At 60.4% G+C, this 22,750-nt stretch carries 16 protein-coding genes; 12 read left to right on the top strand and 4 right to left on the bottom strand.

Translation table 11 applies throughout. The features are described 5' to 3' along the window. The first annotated feature begins 163 nt into the window (after nt 1-163). The 9 genes from terL to GL4_RS18195 all read left to right on the top strand — a co-directional run bounded on the left by terL (nt 164) and on the right by GL4_RS18195 (nt 11,935). Nucleotides 164-1,414, top strand: coding sequence for a phage terminase large subunit (gene terL, locus GL4_RS05400; RefSeq protein WP_244462686.1), 1,251 nt, complete (start codon nt 164-166; stop codon nt 1,412-1,414). Between the two features lie 444 nt (nt 1,415-1,858). Next, nucleotides 1,859-5,611: a nitrate reductase subunit alpha gene (locus GL4_RS05405; RefSeq protein ID WP_045365358.1), complete on the top strand. Its 3,753-nt coding sequence runs from the start codon at nt 1,859-1,861 to the stop codon at nt 5,609-5,611. After that, nucleotides 5,608-7,128 (top strand): nitrate reductase subunit beta, encoded by a 1,521-nt coding sequence (narH, locus tag GL4_RS05410; RefSeq protein WP_045365361.1) that lies wholly within the window; start codon nt 5,608-5,610, stop codon nt 7,126-7,128. Before GL4_RS05405 ends, narH begins: the two co-directional genes overlap by 4 nt. Beyond that, nucleotides 7,128-7,838: a nitrate reductase molybdenum cofactor assembly chaperone gene (narJ, locus tag GL4_RS05415; RefSeq protein WP_045365364.1), complete on the top strand. Its 711-nt coding sequence runs from the start codon at nt 7,128-7,130 to the stop codon at nt 7,836-7,838. Before narH ends, narJ begins: the two co-directional genes overlap by 1 nt. Next, nucleotides 7,835-8,581 carry a respiratory nitrate reductase subunit gamma gene (gene narI / locus GL4_RS05420; protein WP_045365366.1) on the top strand — a complete coding sequence of 249 codons (747 nt, stop codon included), beginning with the start codon at nt 7,835-7,837 and terminating at the stop codon, nt 8,579-8,581. The genes narJ and narI overlap by 4 nt, the downstream gene beginning before the upstream one ends. A gap of 5 nt (nt 8,582-8,586) precedes the next feature. Continuing rightward, nucleotides 8,587-9,420: a peptidylprolyl isomerase gene (locus tag GL4_RS05425; RefSeq protein ID WP_045365368.1), complete on the top strand. Its 834-nt coding sequence runs from the start codon at nt 8,587-8,589 to the stop codon at nt 9,418-9,420. A gap of 120 nt (nt 9,421-9,540) precedes the next feature. Beyond that, nucleotides 9,541-10,248 (top strand): Crp/Fnr family transcriptional regulator, encoded by a 708-nt coding sequence (locus GL4_RS05430; RefSeq protein ID WP_045365371.1) that lies wholly within the window; start codon nt 9,541-9,543, stop codon nt 10,246-10,248. A gap of 109 nt (nt 10,249-10,357) precedes the next feature. Then, the gene (locus GL4_RS05435) at nt 10,358-11,545 is read left to right on the top strand and encodes an NnrS family protein (RefSeq protein ID WP_052464153.1); all 1,188 of its coding nucleotides are present in this window, start codon (nt 10,358-10,360) and stop codon (nt 11,543-11,545) included. A gap of 189 nt (nt 11,546-11,734) precedes the next feature. Then, nucleotides 11,735-11,935, top strand: a complete 201-nt coding sequence (locus GL4_RS18195) for a DUF6455 family protein (protein WP_425283190.1) — start codon at nt 11,735-11,737, stop codon at nt 11,933-11,935. Nucleotides 11,936-11,953: 18 nt separating this feature from the next. On the opposite strand, the gene GL4_RS05445 is transcribed toward GL4_RS18195, so the two are convergent. The 3 genes from GL4_RS05445 to pdxR all read right to left on the bottom strand — a co-directional run bounded on the left by GL4_RS05445 (nt 11,954) and on the right by pdxR (nt 18,032). Beyond that, nucleotides 11,954-13,225, bottom strand: coding sequence for a hypothetical protein (locus GL4_RS05445; RefSeq protein ID WP_052464154.1), 1,272 nt, complete (start codon nt 13,223-13,225; stop codon nt 11,954-11,956). 38 nt (nt 13,226-13,263) lie between these two features. Further along, nucleotides 13,264-16,047, bottom strand: a complete 2,784-nt coding sequence (locus tag GL4_RS05450; protein WP_045365378.1) for a nitrate/nitrite transporter — start codon at nt 16,045-16,047, stop codon at nt 13,264-13,266. Between the two features lie 533 nt (nt 16,048-16,580). Beyond that, nucleotides 16,581-18,032 carry a MocR-like pyridoxine biosynthesis transcription factor PdxR gene (gene pdxR / locus GL4_RS05455; protein ID WP_045365381.1) on the bottom strand — a complete coding sequence of 484 codons (1,452 nt, stop codon included), beginning with the start codon at nt 18,030-18,032 and terminating at the stop codon, nt 16,581-16,583. 264 nt (nt 18,033-18,296) lie between these two features. On the opposite strand from pdxR, the gene GL4_RS05460 reads away from it, so the two are divergent. The 3 genes from GL4_RS05460 to GL4_RS05470 all read left to right on the top strand — a co-directional run bounded on the left by GL4_RS05460 (nt 18,297) and on the right by GL4_RS05470 (nt 22,054). Further along, a complete protein-coding gene (locus GL4_RS05460) occupies nt 18,297-20,186 on the top strand; it encodes a PQQ-dependent dehydrogenase, methanol/ethanol family (RefSeq protein WP_045365384.1) in 1,890 nt (629 codons plus the stop codon). A 269-nt stretch (nt 20,187-20,455) separates the two neighbouring features. Beyond that, the gene (locus GL4_RS05465; protein ID WP_208430897.1) at nt 20,456-21,178 is read left to right on the top strand and encodes a vWA domain-containing protein; all 723 of its coding nucleotides are present in this window, start codon (nt 20,456-20,458) and stop codon (nt 21,176-21,178) included. A 51-nt stretch (nt 21,179-21,229) separates the two neighbouring features. After that, a complete protein-coding gene (locus GL4_RS05470) occupies nt 21,230-22,054 on the top strand; it encodes a 2OG-Fe dioxygenase family protein (protein WP_244462687.1) in 825 nt (274 codons plus the stop codon). 100 nt (nt 22,055-22,154) lie between these two features. On the opposite strand, the gene GL4_RS05475 is transcribed toward GL4_RS05470, so the two are convergent. Next, nucleotides 22,155-22,664 (bottom strand): cytochrome P460 family protein, encoded by a 510-nt coding sequence (locus GL4_RS05475; protein ID WP_052464155.1) that lies wholly within the window; start codon nt 22,662-22,664, stop codon nt 22,155-22,157. Between the last annotated feature and the right edge of the window lie 86 nt (nt 22,665-22,750).

Genomic DNA, 22,750 nt, shown 5'->3' on the forward strand with positions numbered 1-22,750 from the left:
CCTTCGTCCATGTGACCTGGACGCCATTTTTCGCAAAGATCTCTATTCATTCGTTCAGAGGGCTTTCCCCATTGTCTCGGCGGGCGATAGGTTTCAGCCGAACTGGCATATTGAGGCAATCGCCGATGCGTTGACGCGCGTGCTAGACGGGGAGATCAAGCGCTTGATCATCACCGTCCCGCCCCGCAGCCTGAAGTCGATCTGCGCATCTGTAGCCTTTCCGGCGTTCGTTCTCGGTCACGATCCAACGCGCCGCATCATCTGCGTCAGCTATTCCGAGGGCCTTGCCCGAAAGCATGCGAATGACTTTCGAGCTTTGGTCCGCTCGCCCTTCTACCTGAACCTCTTCAGATCAACGCGCGTCAGTGCGGCCAAGGATACCGAGCTCGAGGTCATGACGACCGCGAGAGGCTTCCGCTACGCCACATCGGTGGGAGGAACGCTAACCGGCCGCGGAGGCAATCTGCTCATCATCGACGACCCTATGAAGCCACAGGATGCCCACTCCGAGAACGCGAGGGAGAACCTCAAGCAGTGGTACGCCAACACCCTCGTCCCGCGCCTCGACAGCAAAGCCGATGATGCCATTATCGTGGTGATGCAGCGCCTGCATGTGGACGACCTCGTTGGCCATCTCCTCGAACAAGACGGCTGGACCGAGCTGAGGCTTCCTGCCATTGCAGAGACGGACGATGAAGTGCGGATCGGGGAGGACAGAGTCTACCGACGCAGGGTGGGCGAGTTACTGCACCCTACTCGCGACTCCGAGAAGGTCTTGGCCGACCTAAAGCACACGATGGGTTCCTTGGACTTTGCCGCGCAGTACCAGCAGCAACCCGTGGCCCCAAGTGGAAACCTCATCAAGTGGTCGTGGTTTCCGCTCTATGACAGCCCTCCTGCTTGGCAATCAGGTGACAAGCTGATTGTTAGTTGGGACACGGCGATGAGCGCAAGCGAATTGGCCGACTACTCCGCATGCGTTGTGCTGCAGGCACGGGCCGAGACAGTGTGGATCCTCGATGTCTTACGAGAACGGCTCGACTATCCTGATCTGCGGCGTCGAGCCATCGAGTTACATCGCCGTTGGCAGATGCCACGTTCGTATTCCCTGGTCATTGAGGAAAAAGGGTCGGGGATGAGCCTAATTCAAGACCTGAAACGGGAGGGCGTTCACGCAATCGGCGTGAAGCCGACTCAGGACAAGGTTCTTCGCATGTCCGCGCACACGGCGCGGATCGAGGCTGGTTCGGTATACCTGCCGCGGCAAGCAGGGTGGCTTGACGACTTCCGGCACGAACTCATGGCATTTCCTGCGAGCAAACATAAGGATCAGGTCGATGCTCTCACGCAAGCATTGGACCGAGCATTCACCACCAAAGGCAGAATTCGGTGCACCACGGTGAGGTGCTATTAAGAGAGATTGGGCTTCGACGGCTTCGGAAACCAGTCCTGCCATGAGCAGGCGATTCGTGAGTCCCATCCACAGGTGTCTCCCTGTGGGATTGGGCCAGCATCGAGCCCTAGGTCGGCAATGTCGGCTCAGTGGTACTAACCAGTCGCCGCAAATTCGGATCCCGATGTCTGCTCCTGACCTGAAGCGGACATTTCGCGTGGGTTCTTGTGGTGGCTCTTGTTACGTCTCGTACTGGAATCGCCGGAGTCAGTTCATCGGTTTCCAACTTGATGGCCATCAACGTTCCACGCGGCTCAAACAGTCAGACTTAGATCGCTCGACGGGGAATTCAGCCCTGCGGAGCACCTCCTGGTGGCGTCAGGGCAAGGCATGGCCACGATTGACTTGCGTAGTCGACATACGTGCAACAACCGGTTCGGCGGCCGCTGAACGGGGAGGAAACGCATGAGCTATTTTCTCGATCGTCTCACCTTCTTCGATCGGGTCGTCGACGACTTCTCCGACGGCTACGGCGTCGTCACGCGCGAAGACAGACGTTGGGAGGATGGCTATCGCAAACGCTGGCAGCACGACAAGATCATTCGCTCTACACACGGGGCCAACTGCACCGGTTCCTGTTCCTGGAAGATCTACGTCAAAGGCGGCATTGTTACGTGGGAGACGCAACAGACCGACTATCCACGCACGCGGCCCGAGTTCCCAAATCACGAGCCGCGCGGATGCTCCCGGGGCGCGAGCTACTCCTGGTACCTGTACTCCGGCAACCGCGTGAAATATCCGCTCGTGCGCTCGCGTTTGCTCAAGGCGTGGCGCGAGGCGCGTCGCGCGCGTCCACCCGTCGCCGCCTGGGCCTCGATCGTTGAAGACCCCGCGAAGCGGGATTCATACGTCAGGAAACGCGGTCTTGGCGGCTTTGTCCGCGCCGATTGGGATGAGGTCAACGAAATCATCGCCGCCGCTAACGCGTATACGGCGAAAACCTATGGGCCCGACCGCGTGGTCGGCTTCTCTCCCATCCCGGCCATGTCCATGGTGAGCTATGCGGCGGGCTCGCGCTACCTGTCGCTGCTGGGCGGCGTGTGCATGTCGTTCTACGACTGGTATTGCGACTTGCCGCCGGCATCGCCGCAGACCTGGGGCGAGCAGACCGACGTGCCCGAAAGCGCCGACTGGTACAATTCCGGCTTTCTCATCTTGTGGGGCTCCAACGTACCGCAGACGAGGACACCGGACGCTCACTTCTACACCGAGGCCCGCTATCGCGGTGCCAAGAGCGTCGTCGTATCGCCGGACTATTCCGAGGCCTCGAAGTTCGCCGATCTCTGGCTGTCCGTGAAGCAGGGAACGGACGCGGCGCTGGCCATGGCCATGGGCCACGTCATTCTCAAGGAGTTCCACGTCGATCGGCAGGCGGAATATTTCAGCGACTACGTCCGCAAATATACCGACATGCCCATGCTTGTCCGGCTGGTGAAACAGGATGGCAGGCTTGTGCCGGAGCGGTTCCTGCGGGCGAGCGATTTCGACAAAGCGCTCGGCGAAACCAACAATCCGGAGTGGAAAACCGTCGCGATCGATGAGGCATCAGGGGACGTCGTGGTCCCGCTCGGCTCGGTCGGCTTCCGTTGGGGCGAACAAGGCAAGTGGAACCTCGAGGAGAAGAAGTCGGACGAGTCGAACGTCAAGCTTCGCCTGACACTCTCGGATCACACGGACGAGATGGCGGACGTCGCCTTCCCGTATTTCGGCAATATCGAGCACGAACATTTCACCTCGAGCGACCACGATAGCGTGTTGGAGCGGAAGGTTCCGGTGACGCGCGTCGCGCTCGCCAACGGCGAGGCGCTGGTCGCGACGGTCTACGATCTGTTCCTTGCTAACTACGGTGTCGACCGTGGCTTCGGCGGCGGGAACGTCGCCAAGAGTTTCGACGACGATATGCCGTACACTCCGGCCTGGGCCGAAAAGATCACCGGCATATCGCGTGACAAGATCGTCGCGGTGGCGCGCGAATTCGCACTGAACGCCGAGAAGACGCATGGCCGCTCCATGATCATCATCGGCGCGGCGATGAACCATTGGTATCACATGGACATGAACTACCGCGGCGTCATCAACATGCTGGTGATGTGCGGTTGTGTCGGTCAGTCCGGCGGAGGCTGGTCGCACTATGTGGGTCAGGAGAAGCTCCGCCCCCAGACGGGCTGGCTGCCGCTTGCCTTCGCGCTAGATTGGGCGCGCCCGCCGCGGCAGCAGAACTCGACATCGTTCTGGTACGCCCACACTGATCAATGGCGCTACGAGACGCTGGACGTGAAAGAGATTTTGTCTCCCACGGCGCCGGCCGGGCCCTGGGACGGCGCGCTGATAGACTACAATGTCCGGGCCGAACGCATGGGGTGGCTGCCGTCCGCGCCGCAGCTTGAGGAAAACCCTCTGGGGATCGCCGCGAAGGCCAAGGCCTCCGGCATGGAGCCGAAAGAGTATGTCGCGTCGGCTCTGAAGTCCGGCGACCTGGCGCTGTCCTGCCATGATCCGGACAACCCGAAGAACTGGCCACGCAATCTTTTCGTCTGGCGCTCGAACCTGCTCGGCTCGTCCGGCAAAGGCCACGAGTACTTTCTAAAGCACTTGCTCGGCACGTCGCACGGCGTCATGGGCAAGGATCTTGGCCAAGACGGCAAGCAGAAACCGGAGGACGTCGTCTGGCACGACACGGCGCCGGAAGGAAAGCTCGATCTCCTCGTAACTCTCGACTTCCGCATGTCGACGACGTGTATGTACTCGGACATCGTGCTGCCGACCGCGACTTGGTACGAGAAGAACGACCTCAATACCTCCGACATGCATCCCTTTATCCATCCGCTGACCTCGGCCGTGGATCCGGTCTGGGGCGCGCGCAGCGACTGGGAAATCTACAAGGGCATCGCCAAGGCCTTTTCCGAGGTTGCCCCCGAGGTTCTCGGCAAAGAGACCGATGTCGTGCTGACGCCCATCCTGCACGACACGCCCTCCGAGATCGCCCAGGCGGTCGACGTCAAGGATTGGAAGCGCGGAGAGGTCGAACCGATCCCCGGCAAGACCATGCCGCAAGTCGCCGTGATCGAGCGCGACTATCCCAACCTCTATCGGCAGTTCACGTCGCTCGGGCCCCTGATGACCAAACTCGGCAATGGCGGCAAGGGCATCGCTTGGAACACGGAGCACGAGGTCGACTTCCTTAAAAGACTCAACGGTTCCGTTGAGAACGGACCGACGGAGGGGCTGCCGCGGATCGACACAGATATCGATGCCGCCGAGGTGATTTTGACCTTGGCTCCGGAGACAAACGGAGAGGTGGCGGTCAAGGCCTGGGAGGCCTTGAGCAAGGCAACAGGCCGCGAACACGCTCACCTCGCCACGCACAAGGAAGACGAAAAAATTCGCTTCCGGGACTGCGTGGCGCAGCCGCGCAAGATCATATCTTCGCCGACGTGGTCGGGTCTTGAGTCGGAGATCGTTTGCTACAACGCGGGCTACACCAATGTCCATGAGCTGATCCCGTGGCGGACACTCACCGGCCGCCAGCAGCTCTATCAGGACCACCTTTGGATGAGGGCCTTCGGCGAGGGCTTCTGCGTCTACCGTCCGCCAATCGACACGAAGACGGTGAAACCGGTTGTCGATCGCAAACCGAACGGCAACAAAACCGTCGTGCTGAACTTCATTACGCCCCACCAGAAATGGGGCATCCACTCCACGTATACAGACAATCTCCTGATGCTGACGCTTTCGCGCGGCGGTCCAATCGTATGGATCAGCGAGGTCGATGCCGCCAAAGCGGGCATTGTCGACAACGATTGGATCGAGGCCTTCAACACGAACGGCGCGCTCGTCGCCCGCGCTGTCGTTTCCCAGCGCGTCAAGGAAGGCATGTGCATGATGTATCACGCGCAGGAGAAGATCGTGAACGTTCCGGGTTCCGAGCAGACCGGTCAGCGCGGCGGCATCCACAACTCGGTGACGCGCACCGTGGTGAAGCCGACACACATGATCGGCGGTTATGCCCAGCAATCCTACGGTTTCAATTACTACGGCACCGTCGGGTCTAACCGCGACGAGTTCGTCATTATACGCAAGATGGCTGATGTCGACTGGCTGGAGCGTCCGGCCGCGGACCAGGCTTCCGACAGCGCTAACCTGGAGGCCGCAGAATGAAGATCCGTGCTCAAATCGCGATGGTGCTGAATCTCGACAAGTGCATCGGGTGTCACACGTGTTCGGTCACGTGCAAGAACGTGTGGACCAGCCGCGAAGGCATGGAATACGCCTGGTTCAACAACGTCGAGACCAAGCCGGGCATTGGCTACCCCAAGGAGTGGGAGAACCAGGACCGCTGGAACGGAGGCTGGCGGCGCAAACGCAACGGCCAGATCGAGCCCCGCATCGGCTCGAAGTGGCGCGTGCTCGCGAACATCTTCGCCAATCCAGACCTGCCGGAGATCGACGACTATTACGAGCCGTTTACCTTCGACTACGAGCACCTGCAAAAGGCGCCTGAAATGCAGGCCATGCCGACCGCGCGCCCCCGGTCTCTCGTTAGCGGCGAGCGGATGGAGAAGATCAAGTGGGGCCCGAACTGGGAGGAGATCCTCGGCGGCGAGTTCGAGCAGCGCTCGGCCGATGTCAATTTCGAGGGCGTGCAGAAGGAGATCTACGGGCAGTTCGAGAACACCTTCATGATGTACCTGCCCAGGCTGTGCGAGCATTGCCTCAACCCGGCCTGCGTCGCCGCGTGCCCGTCCGGCGCAATCTATAAGCGCGAGGAGGACGGCATCGTCCTCATCGATCAGGACAAGTGCCGCGGCTGGCGCATGTGCGTGTCGGGCTGTCCGTACAAGAAGATCTACTACAACTGGTCGAGCGGTAAGTCGGAGAAATGCATCTTCTGCTACCCGCGCATCGAGGCCGGGCTCACCACCGTCTGTTCCGAGACCTGCGTCGGCCGCATCCGCTATCTCGGCGTCGTGCTCTACGACGCGGATCGCATCGAAGAAGCCGCCAGCGCCGCCGACGAGCAGGATCTGTACGAAGCGCAGCTCTCGATCTTTCTGGATCCCAACGATCCCGAGGTCATCGCGCAAGCGCAGGCCGACGGCGTGCCGCATAATTGGCTCGAAGCCGCAGTCCACTCACCGGTGTGGAAGATGGCGATGGATTGGAAAGTGGCTTTCCCGCTCCATCCGGAATACCGCACGCTGCCGATGGTTTGGTACGTGCCACCGCTGTCGCCGATCAACGCGGCGGTGGAGGCGGGCAAGATCGGACATGACGGCGAGATGCCCGATGTCCGCAGTCTACGGATTCCGCTCAAATATCTCGCCAATCTGCTGACGGCCGGAAAAGAGGAGCCAGTGGCGACGGCGCTTGAGCGCATGCTCGCCATGCGCGCCTATATGCGGGCGAAGACCGTGGATGGCGTGATCGACGAGAGCATTCCCCGCCGGGTCGGTCTCGAGACGGACGCGATGGACGACATGTACCAGACGATGGCGATCGCGAACTACGAGGATCGCTTCGTCATTCCCACGGCTCATCGCGAGCTTACCGAGGACGCCTACGATATTCGCGGCGGTTGCGGGTTTTCCTTCGGCAATGGTTGCTCGGGCGGAACGTCGGAGCCCAACCTGTTCGGCACGCCGAAGAAGCACAGGACTCCCCTGGAGGTTGGCTAATGACGAAAACCCTCAAGGTCTTGTCGGCCCTGCTTGGCTATCCCGAAGCGGCCCTTGTCGATGCGGCGCCCGAACTGAGAATGGCTCTCGACGAAGAGAACCTTCTGCCGCCCGAGAGCCGGCCTTTGCTTGACGCACTGATCGAGGAGATGGCGACAGGCGACCTCTACGACCTGCAGGAGCGCTACGTCGAACTGTTCGATCGTACGCGGTCCTTGTCGTTACACCTTTTCGAGCATGTCCATGGTGAAAGTCGCGACCGCGGCCAAGCGATGATCGACCTCAAGGCCCAGTACGAACAGAGTGGGCTGACGCTCAGCGCGAGTGAGCTTCCGGACTACCTGCCGGCATTTCTCGAATTTCTGTCGACGCTGCCATTGCCTGACGCCCTGCAGATGCTGGGGCAGACAACGCATATTCTGAACGCGCTTGCCGAGCGTCTGCATAAACGGGACGCGCCGTACGAGGCCGTGTTCCGGGCGCTGGCGGCGCTCGCCACGCCGGCCCCCGAAACGGCGGATATAGAAGTGGTGCCCGAAGGTCCCGACGCCGATCCGAACGATTTCGCCGCGCTCGATGCTCAGTGGGAGGAGGAGGCGGTGACCTTTGGCCCCGACGCCGGACCGAGTTGCAAGGACCGTCTCGTGGCGCAAATCCGCGCCGGCCGGCGCCCGGTTGCCGACATGCCGATGAAGGGAGAAGCGCCGTGAACGCCACCATCAATCAGCTTCTCTTTGGGTGGTACCCGTATCTTTGCATTACAATCTTTCTGATTGGCAGCCTGGTGCGCTTCGACCGCGAGCAATACACATGGCGGTCGGGATCGAGCCAGCTCCTGCGGCGCAAGCAGCTCGCCTGGGGCTCGAACCTTTTTCATGTTGGTATTCTCGTCATCTTCCTCGGCCACTTGGTTGGCCTGCTGACGCCCATAGCCGTGTTCGACTTTCTCGGCATCTCTCACGGCTTCAAGCAGATGATGGCCATCGTGGTGGGCGGTATCTCGGGCATCGCCTGCTTTATCGGGCTGACGCTGCTTGTGCACCGGCGCCTGTTTGACGCACGCATCCGCAACACCTCTTCCTTTGGCGATATAGCAATTCTCTTGTTGCTCTACGTTCAGCTGATCTTAGGTTTGGCCACCATTTCGATCTCGCTGGAGCATTTGGATGGCGGGGAGATGCTGAAGTTCATGACCTGGGCACAAGGGATCATGACGCTGCAGCCTGACGTGGCGGCGCTGGTCGCCGACGTCAATCCCATCTTCAAGCTGCATCTGTTTCTCGGCATGACAATCTTCCTGGTCTTTCCATTCACGCGCCTCGTCCATATCTGGAGCGCGCCGGTCTGGTATCTTGGGCGGCGCGGCTATCAGGTGGTTCGCACCCGTGAGCAGGGCAGGCGACACGGGATGTCACCGCCCCGCCCCGGCGATCGACCCATGCCGGCGGAGTGAGTACAGTGACGTGCGCCGCCCATACGCTCCCGGAGCGCAGTCCCGTCAGTGTCAATGGCGTGGAGATTCCGCACGACGCCATCGCCCGCGAAGCGCAGCACCATCCGGCGTTCAAACCGATCGAGGCGTGGCAGGCGGCAGCGCATGCGCTCGTAGTCCGCGAACTGTTGCTCCAGGAGGCGCGCCGCCTCGGCATTGCGGCGACGCCCCGCACGGACACGAGCGGACGCCGCGAGGCCGAGGAAGAGGCCCTTGTCCGAGAGTTGATCGAGAGCGAGGTCGCGACACCGGAACCGGACGAAACAAGCTGCAGGCGCTACTACGAGCACAACAGGCGCCGCTTTCACTCGGAACCGATCTACGAGGCCGCGCACATTCTATTTCCAGCACGAGAGGACAGCGCGGAAGACTTCGCGGCGGCCCTACGCGCGGCCAACCTCGTCCTTGAAGAGTTGCAGGCCCAGCCTGCCCGGTTCGGCGACTTGGCGCGGGCTCACTCGGCCTGCCCGTCGGCGGCCCAAGGCGGAAATCTCGGTCAAATAACAGCCGGTCAGACCACAACGGAATTCGAGGAGGCCCTCGTTGAGTTGGCCCCTGGCGCGATCAGCCAGAAGCCCGTGAAGACCCGTTACGGGGTCCACATTATCCGCCTGGATCGCCGGATCGAAGGACAGGAACTGCCGTTCGAACTGGTCTCCGACCGAATCGCGGACTATCTCCGGGAGAGCGTCGTCCGTCGAGCGGCTGCCCAATTTATCGCCCGCCTAGTTTCGAAGGCGGAGATCGCGGGTGTCATTCTCGCCGGTGCCGAAGCCCATCAGGTCAGCACGAGCGGGTAAGAGTCTGCCGGAGCCGCTGCCTGGGCCGGTTTGCCGCTGGCCCTGGGACGGTAGACGTTTGACCTTTCGGCACGGCGGTCGCTACCCTATGGGGCCACCTAGCAGAAAGGCCCCGGCGGGATGACGAAATTGGACCGTAGCCTGATCCAGGCCTTGCCGGTTTTTGCCGAAATGGATGTGGGCGAGCTGGACGATGTTATCGCCCGTGCCAAGGCGCAGCGCATCCCGAAAGGAACGGCGGTGTTCCGGCAGGGCGAGCCGACCAAGTCCTTCTTCGTGTTACTGCACGGCCGGCTCAAAGTGGTGAAGGTCACCCCCAGCGGACAACAGGTCCTCATCCGCTTCGTCAATCCCGGCGACATCTACGGCATTGCCAAGGCGCTGAGCCGGGAGGATTACCCGGCGACGGCGACGGCTGTCATCGACAGCGTCACCCTCGTCTGGCCGAGCGATATTTGGGACGAGTTCATGACGTCTCATCCGTCCATGTCGTTGAACGTCATGCGGATGATGGGGGACCGGCTCCAGGAAGCCCATACCAGGGTCAAGGAACTGTCGACCGAGGAGGTGGAACGGCGTGTGGCCCACACATTGTTGCGGCTCATCGCCCAGTCCGGCCGTAGCACGGAGGAGGGCGTCATGATTGATTTCCCCATCACCCAACAGGATCTTGCCCAGGCGTCCGGAACGACGTTCCACAGCGTCAGCCGGATTCTCAGCGGGTGGGAAAGCGAGGGCCTTGTCACGATCGGGCGCCGAAAAGTCGTTGTCAGCGATGTCGAAGGCCTGTCGCACTTGGCCGAGCAGGCCCCTAGCGGCAAAGAGTAGGTGGCGAATCCTTGCACCTGAAACCGAGCTTGCGTTGAAGCAAGTTTGGCGACCCGCTCCGCCGCTACTATCCGTCCGTTTGAACCGGGAGGATGGAGTCCCACGGACGATGCAGCGGAGACTCGAGCGGGATAGCGCTTTCGCGCTTTTTACCTATGGTTTCCGGCCATTCTTCCTGGGGTCGGCGTTTTGGGCGGTCGTCGCCGTGGCTCTGTGGATCGGCGCGCTTGCCGGACTGTGGACCTTGGGCCAGGGCTACGGTGCTCTGGCATGGCACGCCCATGAGATGATCTTTGGCTATACGGGTGCGGTCGTTGCGGGATTTCTCCTAACAGCTGTCCCCAATTGGACAGGCCGTCTCCCGGTCGCGGGCTGGCGGTTGGCTCTGATATTCACGCTGTGGGGCGTGGCGCGCCTAGCGTTCCTTGTAACTGGGACCATCGGCCCGCTCCCGGCCGTCGTGCTCGATAGCTTGTTCTTGCCGTGTCTCTTGGTGTTGATGGCGCGTGAGGTTGTTGTCGGGCGCAATTGGCGTAATCTCAAGCCGCTCATCCTTGTCACGTTTCTCGCGGCGGCAGATATAGCGTTTCACGCAGAGGTCTTGACCTCAGGAAGCGCCAACTATGGGAGCCGGGTCGGGATTGCGGCCCTCATCGGACTAATCATGCTGATCGGCGGGCGCGTCGTTCCCAGCTTTACGCACACCTGGTTGATGCGAAACAAAGCCAAGCGCCTCCCGGTCTCGTTCGACCGTTTCGATGTGGTGACACTGCTCGCTTCGGCTGCCGCCCTCATCTCGTGGATTGTCGTTCCGCGAGCCGCCGGGACCGGCGTCTTGTTCCTGGGGGCCGCGCTCCTGCATTGTGTACGCCTATGGCGTTGGACCGGCCTGCAGACTTGGCGCGAGCCGCTCGTCTTTGTTCTCCACCTCGGCTACGCGTTCGTTCCGCTCGGTTTTTTTCTAGGGGCGATCGCGGTGCTCGTCCCGAACAGCTTTGCCGGCACTGAACCGCTTCACGCATGGACCGTGGGCGCCATCGGACTGATGACCCTTGCCATCATGACTCGTGCATCACGTGGTCACACTGGACGGCCTCTTAGCGCTTCGGCCCTCACGATCCTCATGTATAGCGCCGTCGTGGCGGCGGCGCTGCTGCGCATCGGCGCCGGGCTCGTTCCGGAAGTCCACGGGCCGTTGGTGACGGCTGCGGGTATAGCCTGGATCGCCGCCTTCATGCTCTTTGTTCTCGAATATGGGCCAATGCTGCTCGGGCGGCGTGTGGAGCATGCCGGCTAGGCGGGAAGCCAACAACTTTCGGCCGCGAGTTTGTCGCGGAGCAACGACCCGGAGCGGCGGAGCTGCTTTTAAGGGACCGCGCTCAATAGCCGCGTATGCGGAACAAGGAGGTGCGTGATGCCAAACTCGAGGTTGTTGTGGGCCACCAAGGAGGAGCTAAGTCAACGGTACGCCTTGATGGATCAGATGATGGAGGCGCAAGGGGTCGATGTCCTTGCGGCGATACGCGTGGATGGCGGGCTTGCCTTTATCGAGGCACGCGCCAAGTGCCGCTACTGTCAGCATGCTGGGGTATGCCGCCGCTGGCTGCTCGGTGACGGGGGAAGAAGGGCCGCGGATTTCTGTCCCAATGTCGCGTTCTTCCGGTCTTGCCCTAGACTCGACAGCTGAGGGCGCGCGTGCTCGGCACTAGTACTGATATCCAAGTCCGAAGATGACCTTCTGAGTGTCGACGAAGTAGTCGTCCGCTTGGTAGTTGGCATATTTGGCTTGCGCATAGAAACCGTCGCGCAAGGGCAGGTAGGAGTAGAAGTCGAACTCCGAGCCGTAGTCCAGGTTCTGCACCGCGGAGCGGAACTCGTGGTATTGGGCCAGGAGCAGCAGCCCGCCAAAATAGCTGAACGGGCCGCCGATGTTCGTCGGCACCTTGTACTTCGCCTGCGCGTAGAAGTCCTGCAGGCCCGTGGGCGGGATGACCAGGAAGACGTCGGCGAAGCCGTTGAAGACATGTCCCGTGGCAAGGGGCGTCTGAAACGCAGCGACGCCATTGTCGCTGCCCAGCAGCTCATAGACGAGCGTGCCGGTGAACCCGGCTTTGCTTAGACCCTGCTCGACGCGCACATAGTCCGCATCGTAGTCGACCGGGGCATCCCCGTAGCTGATCTGGTGCGCATACTCGAAGCGATAGTGGTAGTCGATGCCTCCGGTCAGCCCCTGCTTACCCTTGAGAAAACCGCCGAAGCTTGCGTTGGAAAGCGGGTCGAGGTCGTAGAGATCCGTCAAATACGTGTAGGCCGTGAGCTTGCCGATTGAGAGCTCGTCGCTCTCGGCATGGATCAGATGCACGTTCGAATTGATGTTTCCGGCCGGCGAACGGTCGCTGAAGATGCGGTTGACATTGCCGATATAGGCGTAGAGCAGCTCCACCCCGGGGAGCGCCGTGATGGTCGCCTTGGCACCATCGAAGGTCTGGTCGTTCTGACGCCAAGCCACCGAGCCGACATAGCGGAGATTGTCAAGGTTCTCCAAATAGCGGCCGCCGAGCAGCACCACGCCCGGAATGTTGTACGACTCTAGATAAGCCTGATCGACTTCCGCGGACTCGACGTCCGCCACGACCGGATACTGGGTGCGGCCGTTGATCGTGTTGTTGAAATCGTTGGGTCCAAGCTCGAGTACGAACTCTCCCTCGACGCCCGCCCGGAAACCATGGAAGAAGCCGGACTCGATGCCGGTCTTGTTGCGGATTGTCGAGGCGCGCGCGTTCTTTGGCTTGTTGCCCTGGTCCACATACTCGTAACGATACCGGGTGTCGGTCCAGAACCTAGCGTTCAAAAAGCCCTCGTGCGGCGGCTGGTAGCGCGTCGGCGCCCCTTGTTGCGGATTGTAGGTTGCCTCCTGGGCAAACGCCGTAGCGCCGAACGCGACGACGGATGCAAGTAGTACGCATGGTCCGGCCACGAAATACCGTACTCTCGGCCGATGATCCGAGGGCGCCTTCACCTGCTGACGCCCGCCGGCACGGGAACGACCTCGGCGGGCTTCCCGGCTTCTGCCGTCTTGCGCCTCGTGCCCGAGTCCGACGGGCCGCCGCGTTCGATGTCGTGGAGCAGGCCGCCGCGGCGGGTGTAGAACCACCACGTGACCGCGATACACGTCGCGTAGAAGCCCAAGAAGCCCCACAGCGCGAGTTCGGGACCGCCGGTCGCCGCAATCGAGCTACCGTAGGCTTTGGGGATGAAGAAGGCGCCGTAGGCCGCAACGGCCGAGGTAAAGCCGATGATCGCCGCGGATTCCTTGTCGGCGTGGCGTGTCTGTTCGGCCGCGGACAAGCCGGGCATCAAGCGGCCGACTTCCTTGCGCATGATCGCCGGGATCATTTGGAAGGTCGAAGCGTTGCCGACGCCTGTCGCGAAGAACAAGATCAAGAACATCGCGAAGAAGCCCCAGAATGCATTAGGCTGATCCTTGATACCTAGGAAGAAGAGGACACCAGCGACCGCGGCGATCATGACCGTGAACACCCAGATGGTGACGCGCCCGCCGCCCCAACGGTCGGCGATCCATCCCGTCGCGGCGCGCGACAGAGCGCCGACCAGAGGTCCCAGGAAGACCAAGGGCAGCGAGTTCACTTCTGGGAACTGGGTCTTGGCGAGAAGGGGAAAGCCCGCCGAGTAGCCGATGAATGAGCCGAACGTGCCCGTATACAGCCAGCACATGATCCAGTTGTGCTTCCGCTGGAAGATCACCGCCTGCTCGCTGAACGACGCTTTCGCCGAAGCGATATCGTTCATGCCGATCCAGGCAGCGACCGTGGTGACGAGCAGGAACGGTACCCAGATGAATCCGGCATTCTGCAACCACAGCCGTGTGCCTTCCGACGTGGTCTGCGGCTCGCCCCCCACCACGCCGAAGACGCCGGCGGTAATCACCAGGGGCACGACGAACTGAACGACGCTCACGCCGAGATTGCCGAGACCGGCGTTGAGCGCCAGCGCGTTGCCCTTCTCCTTTTTGGGGAAGAAGAAACTGATATTGGCCATGGACGAAGCAAAGTTACCGCCGCCGAAGCCGCACAACAGTGCGAGGACAAGGAACAGCAAATAGGGCGTATCGGGATTCTGCACGGCGTAGCCGATGCCGAAGGCAGGTATGAGCAGTGAGGCGGTTGTCAACGCCGTCCACAGTCGGCCGCCGAAAATGGGCACCATGAACGAATAGAAAATGCGGAACGTCGCGCCGGAGAGGCCTGGCAATGCCGCCAGCCAGAACAGCTGATCGGTGGAATAGGTGAAGCCGATCGCCGGGAGTTTAGCCACGACCACGCTCCACACCATCCAGACCGCGAAAGCCAGCAGGAGCGCCGGCACGGAGATCCATAGATTGCGCCGCGCGATACGGCGCCCTGTGGTCTCCCAGAACGTCTCGTCTTCAGGGCGCCAGTCTTCGATCAGCCCATGGTGCGGGCCATGTTCCTCGTGGCTGTGCGCGTGCTCGAGCTCGGCGAGGGGCGGCAACTTGGCCAGCACGTCGCCGGCGGCGCGCTGCTCCATGTGGCGAATGGAGAAGTGCATCCAGGCGAGCGAGACGGCGACGATCAGGAACAGCAGCATGAAGCAGCTCGTCCAAATACTGGTCAGATCGGCCATGATACCGAAGGCCAGCGGCAGCACGAAACCTCCGAGGCCGCCGATCATGCCGACCAATCCGCCGACCGAACCGACATTATTGCCGTAATAGACGGGGATGTATTTGTAGACCGCGGCCTTGCCGAGCGACATGAAGAAGCCCAGAACGAAAATCGTGACCACAAACGGAATCAGATTCATCTGCGTCGAGAAGGAGATCGGTCCCTTGATGCCGTGGATTACATAGTCCGTTTGCGGGTAGGACAGCATCAACAGGCAAACCAGCGAGACCCCAAAGGTCCAGTACATGACCGTCCGCGCCCCGTAGCGGTCGGATAGATGCCCGCCATAGGCACGGAAGAGGCTTGCAGGGATCGAGTATAATGCCGCGAGCATGCCCGCGGTTTCGATGTCGAGCTTGTAAACGCCGATCATGTAGCGGGGCAGCCACAATGCGAGTGCCACGAACCCGCCGAACACGAAGAAGTAGTACAGCGAGAACCGCCAGACCTGCTGATGCCGCAGCGGCTCCAATTGGGCCAGCAGCGAGCGCGGCTTCTCATTGCGGGCGCGTCTGGCCTTGATCTCTGGGTCGTCGTCGGTGGCGAGCCAGAAGACGATCGCGGTGATGGCCAAGACGGACGCCCAAGCCACGGCGACCATCTGCCAGCCGAAGGCGACGAGCACGAACGGGGCTACGAACTTCGTGACCGCCGCGCCGACATTGCCGGCGCCGAAGATGCCGAGCGCCGTTCCTTGTTTCTCCGGCGGGAACCACTTGGACACATAGGCGATGCCGACGGCGAACGAGCCGCCTGCAAGCCCGACGCCGAGAGCCGCGACGAGCATCCACGGATAGGTGGTGGCGAAGGAGAGGAGGAAGGTGGCAGCAGCGGCCGACAACATGGTCAGGACATAGACGACACGGCCGCCATACTGGTCCGTCCAGATGCCGAGCAATATGCGGCTGAGCGAGCCGGTCAGGATAGGCGTCCCGACAAGCAAGCCGAATTCGGTCTCGTTCAGACCGAGATTTTCTTGGATGCGTACACCGATGATGGCAAAAATCGTCCACACGGCGAAGCACACCGTGAAGGCAACCGTCGAAAGCCAAAGAGCCCGGTTTGCCCCAGGCGTCGAACGCGTCGTGGTCATCTCGGCACTCCCTGCGAACTGCTCGGGAGTACCCGGTTTTGACACACGATGGACACGAAAGCCCCTGTGCCGCAGTCGGCTGTCCCGATGCGTGTCGTTTTCTCGGATCCCCTGTCTGGCTCGCGGCGCCCCATAACGGCGTGGTGCGCCCTAACTCACCCTACATTGGCGTCCAAGGGTGGTCGGCCGTCCCGACGGGCGGCTGGGGGGAAGGCCGCAAACCGCAAGGACACGCCATGTTCTCGCTGTTATCGCCAGCCCGGCCCGGCGGAACGTTGACGCAGCGCAAGCTGGCCGACGATCGGGTTGGACAATGCTCGTGTGGGTGATGCGGCAGGGAAGGCCGGGCAGTGCGGTCCCGCAATCGCCGATAAGGGACCTATGGATTTCTAGCATCCTGGATCGTTGCGCTTGCCAGCAGAGTTGCGACATGGGGCGTGTGGCCAGGCTTGCTGCAACCGACAGCGTAAGGCGAAAGGCTGCGACGGACATTTTAGTGCATCGAGGTCGATTAAAAAGTCGACGGCACGGCTTCAGACTCGCTTGGAGCGACCTGGATTTGCCTTCACGAGCAGCTTAATCGCTTCTGAAATCTCATCTTCGCTGAGGGTTGCAAACCCGAGTCGGAAGGCCTCGGGCGCCTCGGCCGGCTTCAGGGTGAAATGAGCTCCCGGAAGAACAGAAAGACCAAGGTCGGCGGCGTTCCGAGCCCAGGTTTCAGCGTGGAAGCCTGGGTTAAGCCTCAACCAAATCGCAAGCCCGCCCGCCGGAAGGACAAACTCGGCACATTTTGAGAAGTGTCTCTTCAGCAACCCATACAAGTAATCTCGGCGCGCGTGATAGACGCGGCGCGCTTTTCGAGCATGCCGTCGGAGCGTACCGTCCGAAATTAACTCGCTGAGCGCGAGTTCTAGAAAGACATCTCCTTGCCTGTCGATGGCCTCACGCCTATCGCTCATACCTTTGAGAATTCCAGGCGGCGCCACCGCGTAACCGATCCGAATGCCGGGCGCGAGAATCTTCGATAGCGATCCTACGTAGACCACAGATGCATCACGCTCAGCGTGAGCCGCCAGGGGTAACACAGGGTGTCCGTCAAAGCGGTATTCATGATCGTAGTCGTCCTCGATTATGGTCAAGCGATACCGCCGGGCTAGTTGTAAGAGACGCAGTCGCCGCGCCGCGCCGAGAGTGGTTGTCGTGGGGTATTGGTGATGCGGAGTTACGTACACTGCCTTGAGGCTAGGCTCTCGGGCAGCGAGCTGCTCTAGTCTATCAACGTTGATGCCGCCATCGTCCACCGGAACCGCCACTACGCTTGCACCTGCCGCACGAATTGCGGCCCAGGCGAGCGGGTAGCCCGGCGATTCAACGGCAATCTTCGATCCGGGCTCAGCGACGGCTGCAGCAGCGAGGTACAAAGCCATCTGGCTCCCCCGCGCAATCAGTACGTCATCGTAGTGGAGTGTTAGACCGCGTTCGTTTGTCAAGTAGTGGGCAAGCGATGTCCGGAGCGCCTCGTTACCGCGCGGGTCGCCATACGCACCGTCAAGGAACACCGGTGACTTCAAGGTTCTGCGAAATGCTCTGCCTAGTGCAGTAGTGGGGGCAATCCGGGGATCGGGCAAACCATCCGAAAGGCTCAGGCCTCGGCTATATTGCTTGGTAGCGTTGGGATGACCTGTGGCAGTGGTGTCTGCCAGAGAGCGCTCGCGACCGAAGTCGGGCAAATCGTGCGCAACGAACGTGCCGCGAGAGGGCTCCGTTACAAGCCAACCCTGCATGGTGAGCTCGTGATAAGCGGCATCGACCGTGTTGCGGTTGAGCAGCAGACTCTTCGACAGCGCGCGGGTTCCGGGTAGGGGATCACCGGGCTTAAGCCGCCCCCTCTCGATTTCAGCAATGATTGCACGAGAGAGTGCAAGAAAAATGGGTTCGCGTCCCTCTTGCTTCACCTCGATTGCTAGTGTCGCGCCTTTGCCCACTTGGTGCCGCCCCTTCCATCTGACTGACCGTCGCCGCACTAGTTGCCGGCTGAGGCATCTCTTGTGGCAGGCGAAGTCCAAGCCCGAGAATCAGCCGAAGAACCGGCCTAGACAGTATATCGAATCCGGACCTGCAGGATAGGCCGGTTAAGAGATATCAAGAAGAGCCTGATGCCAAATGTTCCCGGCCAAGCTGGGGCACTCAGGCAATTCAACTGGAGTGGCTTTCGGTTCCGTGAACCGAATCGCTAGGGAGGAAAATCTATGAGAATGAGTTTCGGTGTGCTTGCCGGCACCGTCGTCGCATTGACGATGGGCATGTCTGGTCAGGCCTTTTCAATGAACTCCGACGAGGAGCAGCTGAAGCGTATGGCTGATCCCGACCAGTGGCCTGCCCCTGGTCGTGACTTTGAGCTGACGCGCCACAGCACGCTCTCAGACATTACGACCGATAACGTCAACAAGCTCCAGATGTCTTGGGCCCAGGGCACGAACGCCCTTCGTGGTCACGAGGGTCAGCCGCTTGTGATCAAGGACGTTGGTGGCAAGACCATGCTGTTCATGATTTCGGGTTGCCCGTCCATGGCCAATTGTAACGTGGTCCAGGGTCTGGATCTTTCGGATCCCGACAATCCGAAGCAGGTTTGGTCCTACGTGAAGAAGACCGACCGTGACGAGTCGGCTGTGCCGCGCGCTTGCTGCGACACCGTCAACCGTGGCGGCTCCTATGCCGATGGCAAGTTCGTTTATGGCACTCTCGATGGTTTCGTGATTGCCTTGGACGGCCAGACCGGTAAGGAAGTTTGGGTCGTCAAGTACGCCTATCCCGAGAAGGGTGAGACCATCACGCCGGCTCCGTTGATCGCCGACAACAAGGTTATTATGGGCTTTGGTGGTAATGAGTTCGCCGCTCGTGGCCGCGTTGCCGCCTTCAATCTGGCGGACGGTTCCGAGGCTTGGGTGTGCCACAGCACGGGTTCCGACAAGGACGTGTGCCTAACGCCTGAAACCAACAAGGCCAACCCCCATTTTGGCCAGGCTGGTGAGGATCTTGGTATCAAGACCTTCCCCGGTGAGGACTACAAGATTGGTGGTGGTGCTGCTTGGGGCTATGTCTCCTATGACCCCGAGCTGAAGCTGGTCTACTACTCGACCGGTAACCCCGGCCTGTGGAGCCCGTCCTATCGTTGCCCCGATAAGACCCATGAGGAGTGCAACACTGGTGCGTTCGACAACAAGTGGTCGATGACGATCTTCGCTCGCAAGGCCGACAACGGCGACGCTGTCTGGGCCTATCAGATGACTCCGTTTGACCAGTGGGACTATGACGGCATCAACGAGAACATTCTTACCGACATGGACATCGACGGTAAGAAGGTGAAGGCTCTCACCCACTTCGATCGTAACGGCTTTGCTTATGTGCTCGACCGTACCGACGGTACCCTTCTGCGCGCCACGAAGTACGTGACGACGGACTGGGCCGAGAAGGTCGACATGAAGACTGGCCGTCCGATCAAGGTGCGTGACCATTCGCCGCTCGAAGTTGGCCGCAACGTCTCGACTTGCCCGTCCGCGATGGGTGGTAAGGATCACCAGCCTGGTTCGGTTGATCCGAAGGAGCCGAACATCTTCTACATGCCCACCAACAACTGGTGCATGGAGCTGGAGCCCCAGGAGCGCACGCACACGAACCAGGGCACGGTCTACGTGTTCGCGAACGTGTACATGTATCCTGAGAAGCAGGGCACGACCGGCAAGATCAAGAAGTACGACGTCCTGACGGGTAAGACGCTCTGGGAGATCCCGGATCCGTATCCGAACTGGGCCGGTACGATGGTCACTGACGGTGGTCTGATGTTCTACGGTTCGCTGGGCGGTGACTTCCGCGCTGTCGACCGTAAGTCCGGCAAGGTTCTTTGGAGCCGCAAGCTGGGCTCGGGCATCATCGCCAATCCCATCACCTACAAGGTTGGCGGTAAGCAGTATGTCGGCGTGTACTCCGGCATTGGCGGCTGGATCGGTCTTCCGGTTACCGCTGGTCTGGACCTGAACGATAAGTTCGGCGCCATCGGTGCCACGGCTATGACTAAGGCTGCTGGCCTGAATCATATCCCGCAGGGCGGTACGCTGAACGTCTTCCGTCTCTACGAGTAGAGTCTCCACCAGTCGTGCTCGATGTTCACGAGGCGTCGAGCACAACTGGCTCCCTAGCGCCCGGTGCCGGAAGGCATCCGGGCGCTAGTTGGTGCCTGGACCGTTGGCACTGATAAGATTGGTACCAATTGCCAACGAGCTAGCCAACAGGTTGTACGACTGAGAGGTGCCACTCGGTGAGAATCAGCAGTATGCATCATGAAGCAGCTGGCCTGCAGAGGAACGGGGCTGCTTCACTCTACCGATCAGTGTCAGCCTTTGCCTTGGTCATGCTGATTTCGATCCTGTCCCAAACGACTACAGTGTGTGCACAGGACGAGCGCCATGTTCCGTGTACAGAGGACGTGGTCCTTGTGTTCGATGCCTCTGGTTCCATGTCGGGTAATGGCTGGGGATACGGCAGCGAAAGTGCTCACACGGTTAGCCGCATAGATCGGGTGAGGTCTGCGCTCGAAAAAGTCTTGCCGAATGTCACCCGTTTCCGCCGCGTGGGCCTAGTGACCTACGGGCCAACACGGACTTCGGGGCTGCCAAACCAGTGCAACAACATAGAGGCGAGCTTGGCGCCAACCGCAGATGCCGACGAACAAATTTTGACAATTGTTAGGGGCCTGGTGCCCGCTGGTGGCACACCATTGACGCGAGCCGTCGAGGAAGCCGCTTACCTGCTCGATTATCGCAACAATCCCGGCGTCATCGTCGTGCTAACGGATGGGGAAGATACGTGCGGTGGGTCCCCCTGCGACGTGGGCAAGGCACTCCACGCTGATGCTGAGCAGCTGACGGTTCATGTCATTAGTTTGCGCGTGAGGGGATTGTCTTGGACGGGAGAGGCAAGCATCGTCCAGACGCGGTGTTTGGCTGAACAAAATGCCGGTCTGTATCTCTCTCCGGAGAGTACTGAGGAGCTGGTTGAAGCGCTTGAGAAGACATTGAGCTGCCTCAATGTAAGTAGTGTCAGCAGCCGCAACGGGTTCACCGCCAATCACTAAGCGGGCTTGTCGTGCAAAGCCCGAGAGCGGAGATGCGGATAGAGACTTCAAGTGGGAGCCGTCGAGGTTGGAAACGTGATTGACCGCAATTGTTCAGAACGCAGTGCGATAGCCGATGGAGCGATATCTGAAGAACACTCATCGGCCGCGAATGGAAAGAGGGAGATAATCGCGCAGGAACTTGCGCGAGACGGAGTTTCATTCCGAACCGGCAATGAGATGCGCTCGATATTGGGCACCGAGATCCTGAATGCGTGGTCGGCATTCGCCGCAAGCTGGGATGACCTCGGCATGGATTCATACATGGCTGACGGTGGCCGCTATAGGCGTCGGCGGTTTGCCGTATTCACCGCCAAGGATGGGTTTGTCCAACGCGCCACCCACCAGCCGCACTACCAAAGTCGCGACTACAACCCCGTGAATGGCGGCTTAGAACGCTGGTTCCTGCCGATGGAAACCGCCACGGTTGAGAACCACTTTGCACGGAGACTACTTGGCTGCTGCACCATGCTTTTTGACTTATATGCCGGGCAGGAAGATTTGAGCTCCCGCTGGCATATCGAAATGCATCAGTTTCGCATTGAGGCGACTGCAACCGAGACAGGATCGCCAACGCCGGAGGGGGCCCATCGTGACGGTGTCGATTTCGTAAGCGTCATGCTGATCGACCGGATCAACGTCTCCAGCGGCGTAACGCAGATCTACGATCCGTCTGGCAAACCATTGGGAGAGTTTACCTTGACCAATCCGCTTGACACAGTGTTTCTGGACGACCGTCGTGTCTTTCATGGTGTTACCCCGATCAGGCCGCTGGACCCGACAATGAAGACCTTCCGCGATGTCTTGGTGCTGACGTACCGTCGGATTTGCAACTAGTCTCCCACCATCCGACCGCGGAGTCGATTTTGTCTTGGCCGCCCGTTCCGCCTCTTGTCTAACACCACCGACACCGCTCATTGCGTATTCACGTCAGCCGCTACTGAGCCAAATGCTCTAGCGAAAAGAGGTGCTGGGTCTTCGCCAGCGGTGCATGGCATGAACGGCAGGTGTTTAGATCTTTGTTGAGACGTTCGCCATCGGAAGCGAATATCGCAAAGTCCCAATCATCGTTTTGCAGCTCCTCGGGAAATTTTTCGCCCCATCCCTCGCCTTTCTCCATCACTGCAACGGCGGCCAACTTGTCACGCACTCGGCGCCCGAGAGAGCTGGTCACGACATTACCGTCATCGTCCTTCTTGGCCTTATATACCTCGCCCACAATGACCGACCCAACGGGGAGCTCACGCCCTTGTTTCGCGGCCTCAATCGCCACATCGTTCGCAAACAGGCGAATGATTTGATCGGGGTTCTGCACCCGATCGAGACTCAGATAGTTCTCGAACTGCGTTTTGTAGTCCCTAGGAAACGAAATTCGCTCTTCATCGGCGCTTGCCATGCCTGCTGCTAGCACAAGTCCGAGCGCGAACGCGTAGCCCTTGCGTGTCATGAATACCTCCCCATCTCGATCGCCCCGCAGTTGCTCTGCGGTAATAATAGGTATCTATCATACTTATTTTAGTGCTAAGCATTCAA

Source organism: Methyloceanibacter caenitepidi, assembly GCF_000828475.1.
GTDB classification, from domain to species: domain Bacteria; phylum Pseudomonadota; class Alphaproteobacteria; order Rhizobiales; family Methyloligellaceae; genus Methyloceanibacter; species Methyloceanibacter caenitepidi.

Coding starts and splice junctions, on each gene's coding strand:
- GL4_RS05405 (WP_045365358.1), top strand. CDS start 1,859: ATGAGCTATTTTCTCGATCGTCTCACCTTCTTCGATCGGGTCGTCGAC.
- narH (WP_045365361.1), top strand. CDS start 5,608: ATGAAGATCCGTGCTCAAATCGCGATGGTGCTGAATCTCGACAAGTGC.
- narJ (WP_045365364.1), top strand. CDS start 7,128: ATGACGAAAACCCTCAAGGTCTTGTCGGCCCTGCTTGGCTATCCCGAA.
- GL4_RS05430 (WP_045365371.1), top strand. CDS start 9,541: ATGACGAAATTGGACCGTAGCCTGATCCAGGCCTTGCCGGTTTTTGCC.
- GL4_RS05435 (WP_052464153.1), top strand. CDS start 10,358: ATGCAGCGGAGACTCGAGCGGGATAGCGCTTTCGCGCTTTTTACCTAT.
- GL4_RS18195 (WP_425283190.1), top strand. CDS start 11,735: ATGGAGGCGCAAGGGGTCGATGTCCTTGCGGCGATACGCGTGGATGGC.
- GL4_RS05450 (WP_045365378.1), bottom strand. CDS start 16,047: ATGACCACGACGCGTTCGACGCCTGGGGCAAACCGGGCTCTTTGGCTT.
- GL4_RS05460 (WP_045365384.1), top strand. CDS start 18,297: ATGAGAATGAGTTTCGGTGTGCTTGCCGGCACCGTCGTCGCATTGACG.
- GL4_RS05465 (WP_208430897.1), top strand. CDS start 20,456: ATGCTGATTTCGATCCTGTCCCAAACGACTACAGTGTGTGCACAGGAC.
- GL4_RS05475 (WP_052464155.1), bottom strand. CDS start 22,664: ATGACACGCAAGGGCTACGCGTTCGCGCTCGGACTTGTGCTAGCAGCA.